The sequence below is a fragment of the Marinobacter sp. bablab_jr003 genome, assembly GCF_016464245.1.
Classification (GTDB): domain Bacteria; phylum Pseudomonadota; class Gammaproteobacteria; order Pseudomonadales; family Oleiphilaceae; genus Marinobacter; species Marinobacter vinifirmus.
This window is the reverse complement of sequence record NZ_JADARC010000006.1, coordinates 1-3,788: the sequence shown is the minus strand read 5'-3', so window position 1 is coordinate 3,788 and position 3,788 is coordinate 1. Positions and strand designations below refer to the sequence as shown.

Annotated in this window: 5 protein-coding genes; 4 read left to right on the top strand and 1 reads right to left on the bottom strand. The window is 46.7% G+C overall.

Going from position 1 to position 3,788, the window contains the following annotated elements:
* The 4 genes from H3Z84_RS00040 to H3Z84_RS00025 all read left to right on the top strand — a co-directional run.
* A partial coding sequence (locus H3Z84_RS00040) for a hypothetical protein (RefSeq protein WP_199455803.1) occupies window positions 1-802 on the top strand: 802 nt, incomplete at its 5' end.
* A 104-nt stretch (window positions 803-906) separates the two neighbouring features.
* The gene (locus H3Z84_RS00035; protein WP_199455802.1) at window positions 907-1,860 is read left to right on the top strand and encodes a hypothetical protein; all 954 of its coding nucleotides are present in this window, start codon (window positions 907-909) and stop codon (window positions 1,858-1,860) included.
* Between the two features lie 252 nt (window positions 1,861-2,112).
* Complete coding sequence (locus H3Z84_RS00030; RefSeq protein ID WP_199455801.1) at window positions 2,113-2,412, top strand: hypothetical protein; 300 nt, start codon at window positions 2,113-2,115, stop codon at window positions 2,410-2,412.
* Window positions 2,413-2,520: 108 nt separating this feature from the next.
* A complete protein-coding gene (locus H3Z84_RS00025; protein WP_199455800.1) occupies window positions 2,521-2,886 on the top strand; it encodes an MliC family protein in 366 nt (121 codons plus the stop codon).
* Window positions 2,887-3,501: 615 nt separating this feature from the next.
* Here the strand turns inward: H3Z84_RS00025 and H3Z84_RS16890 are convergent.
* A partial coding sequence (locus H3Z84_RS16890; protein ID WP_206769058.1) for a hypothetical protein occupies window positions 3,502-3,788 on the bottom strand: 287 nt, incomplete at its 5' end.

The following is a 3,788-nucleotide window of genomic DNA, read 5'->3' as shown; positions in this document are numbered from 1 at the left end:
GTTTTCCGCCAAAACGGCGGGAAATAGGCAAAAATCGAACAAAACAGAGGGTGATAACGCCAAAATCGCGCTTGAATGGCTTTTTTTCGAGTTGAAAAGCGATTCAGCGATAAATCAGGCGTTAATCAGACCCTCCCTAGAATCTACTTTTGGAAAGAATTCGGCGCTGCATAAAAATGTTACAGAATGGCAGCCCAGAAACTATATCGATAAGATCGTAATTGCTGAATTATTTTCTCTTTACGGTGATGCGATTAAATGCGTGCATAAAAACGATAAAAAATCTTACGAAAACTATATTAAAGAATTTAATGATCACTCGTTTATAACTAATCATCCGTATGTTGCTTTGCAGAAGGCAAGGCTTCTTAAGGAGGGAATCTGGAAATTCTACAGACATGATGAGAGCTATTTAGATTTAATAGAAAGCTCTTATGAAGAGGCAATAGAGTCCATTGAGTATGACTACATGTACCTAATTGGCACGGTTGCACATGCTTCTCTACTAATGCTTTTTGGAATATTTCTCCAGCACAACCGTAAAGATCATGGTCGGGCTATACGTTTTCTAGAAGATTCTAAGAAGTACCTTCACAACAAGAAAGATAAAACATGGTTCATTACCAGAAACTACTTAGCTATGGCTTACGAAGCTAAGTACAAGCAAGTAAAAGATAATGCTTATTCAGATCAGTTGATAAAAGTGGTCAAGGAAGTAATTGATAACGAAAATGCAGTTTCTAGGAAAAGCTTCAATATACCGAAGTTTAAACAAAGATTCTCTAAGTGGATCTCTTCGTAAACGAGGTGTAACAAGGCCAAGCACGGCGACGCCTACTACATTGCGGCTTCGCCTCCATTTCGTAGCCGCGCATGTTGGCGGCGTTATATTTCTTGGTGCTAATCATGTGGCTTCTGAACAAACTTTTCACGCACGCTGATCAACCAAAGCCTAGGTTTGCTTTTCAGGGCACAGTGAATTGGATGAGGGGGTTGGCCATCCTCATAGATGGTCAGTTCTCCCATCAGCAACTGCGGCAGCACTATCAGCGTACTCAGCGGCGCCAAGCCAATGAGCAAGCAGATGCGTTGGCATACGAATGCCTCACGATGTCGATGCATAACGTCAGTGCCATTGATTCGATGGAAGCGATTGAAGATCCGTACCCCATTGTCAGGTCAGCAATTGTTGCGTGGTACTACGCAACCTACTACGCAGCAAAAGCCATGCTGGCGGCATCTTCTGGCACCGATCCTCAAACCCACGCCTTAGCCGGAAAAGTATGGCAGGCCGAAATTGTAAGTGCAGGATTAGCTGTGCCCCCATTCGATCTGAGCATCTCCGGCATTACGCCAAACAACGTGCGTCAAGTCATGAGCACGCTGCGTGCAGGTAATGCTCACGATCTGAATACGGAGCCAACTGATGAAGATATGGCCCGCGGTGCGCTCTACTCCTACTTGAAAGGAACTGCCGAGTATGAGCAATGGCGCCTTGAGGAAATGGTCAAGAGTAGTCGCGAATACCGGCAAGGCGGTTTTACTAGTTTCCGTTCCAACGCAGCAAAGGCGCTGCGTGATGCGAAGCTCAATCCAGCTCATGTGAATTACTTGGTCCAAGCGTTCCGCTACCGAGGAAAGGCCAACTACCGCGACGCAATATATTTGTCTTATGGGCGAGATGACTCGGAGAGGTTGCGGCAATTTGTATCTGATCTGGCCGCCGTAGCAGGCGCATTCTCACTAATGGCAGCTCACTATACTGCAAAGCGAGTGGTTAGAAATGACTGGGCTGAATTCGTCGCTGATATAGAAGAGCATGCAAAATTTGAACTGCCCTTCGATTTGGGCGAAATATAACAAGTGAATAAAGCCGACCGATTTTCCGCTGCCGCTCCAAAACGGCGGCTTATTCAGGGCGTTAGATTTATCAAGAAATGGGGTTCTAAATAATGTCGAATTGGTTTTTAAGAATACTGGCATGGATTTTAAATCTATGGTCTTCGCTGCCTGAGTCAACCAAGGCACGCATTATTGATGCAATTGTAGAAGGGTTTACTGAGCTTTTTAAGGCTTATTACCGATCAGCGAATAAAGAAGATGGAGAAAAAAATGAGTGATCTCAAAGGTTTTCTATTAACAGAAGGTGAAAGCAGCAATAAACTTCCATCCCAAAGTGGTTTGGCGCTTTCGGTAAGAAACCAGTTAACAAACCTATCAATTAGTGGTTTTTCGACCTCAAAAAAAGAAGACTTCAGTTCTGAAGTTGCAAAAATTGCGACCAGTGAAGAAGTGTTAAATGAATTAAGCGATTCTATTGGAAAGCCCGGTGACAATGAGTCAGAAGAGCAGTTTGTGGAAAGAGCTAAGTCTACCTTGGCGAATATACTTCGTAGAAAATTAAAGAGTTGAAATCTAACAAGTGCAGGCACGGCGACGCCTACTACATTGCGCCTTCGGCTCCATTCCGTAGGCGCGCATGCTGCAAGCGTTATGCCGCAAATCAAGGAGATTAGAAACATGCGTTTTTTGTCCATTATTCTTATTGTCTTCCTGGCCGGTTGCGGGCAACCATCGACCGATGGTGCCGCCTCCACAAAACAATCCAGCGATGCGAGCTTGTCTTTCAAGTACCAGTGTGAAAGCGGTCAAACAATCAAGGTGTCATATCCCACGGATAGTACAGCTGTCGTGGATTACGACGATCGCCGCCTCCAAATGAAAATCGCGGTCTCGGGAAGTGGAGCACGCTATGTTGGCCACGGACTGGAGTGGTGGACAAAAGGCAGCGGAGAAGGCGCATCGGGTACGCTGTTTCGTCACTTGGAAGATGGCACCTCAGGCGAAGCAGTCGAACAATGTGCGCAGGTCGCAGATGCGGCATAACAAATCGCTGCAGTTGACGCCCAAAACGCTGGCGCGTTTTGGGTTCCCTCCGCGCTTCGCGCTCCGGCGCAACTGAGCTCAGGCGTTAATTTCTAAAGACAGGGAACAGTCCATGCATCATGAAGATCTGAAACAAGTACGAGAAAACTGGTACTCCGCTTTTTTCGCAGGTGACGTTGAGTACCTTGCTCGGGTCCAGGCAGACAATTTTACGGTCACTACCGAGCGTGGTGTCCAATCTAAGAAATCCCAGATCGACGCGATCTCGTCAGCCAAGCGTAATGGAAGTTGGTTTCCCCAAGGGGGGCAATAAAACGATACTGAGTTAACTATTCGGGATTCTGGTAGTAGCACCACAGTCACTGGTCAGGGGTACACCACTTCAGGTCAATCCCAAGGGCCGGTAGTCACGTTCTCCGAGACCTGGGAGTGGGATGGTGCTACTTGGCGGGTTGTCAGTCTGAGCTATAGCGCAGCCCGAAACTAAATTAACAAGTCGCAGCAGTACGCGGCCGATGGCCGCCGGACGCCCTTTCCAAGGCTCCTTCGTCGCCATTCCAAGATCGCCGCTGTGCTCAGCGTTAGGCAGGCGTATGAATCGACCAAGTGAACAACCTAAAGGCTCAAGTTCTGGTTAGTTTTAGCAACCTTCAGATTTTTCAAAAATCTCTGTAGCTTAGTCTCGTCGAAACTCAAAAAAAACAGGATGTTCTTATGGCAAAGTGCTCCAACTGTGGGAAGGAACTCAGGTTTCTTGAAGATATAGAGAGTTATGGTGATTTCTGGTGTATGGAAGCAGGCTGAAGGGGTGGCGTATCCTGTTGGTTGATCACCGCCAAGATCACAACCAACAGAGGAATGATACGCCATGTCCGAGTCTAACCTGCATGCTCTTTCACAAC

What these genes read in the sequence shown, in the direction of transcription:
- H3Z84_RS00030 (WP_199455801.1), top strand. Translation starts at nt 2,113, where the DNA reads ATGAGTGATCTCAAAGGTTTTCTATTAACAGAAGGTGAAAGCAGCAAT.
- H3Z84_RS00025 (WP_199455800.1), top strand. Translation starts at nt 2,521, where the DNA reads ATGCGTTTTTTGTCCATTATTCTTATTGTCTTCCTGGCCGGTTGCGGG.
- H3Z84_RS00035 (WP_199455802.1), top strand. Translation starts at nt 907, where the DNA reads ATGTGGCTTCTGAACAAACTTTTCACGCACGCTGATCAACCAAAGCCT.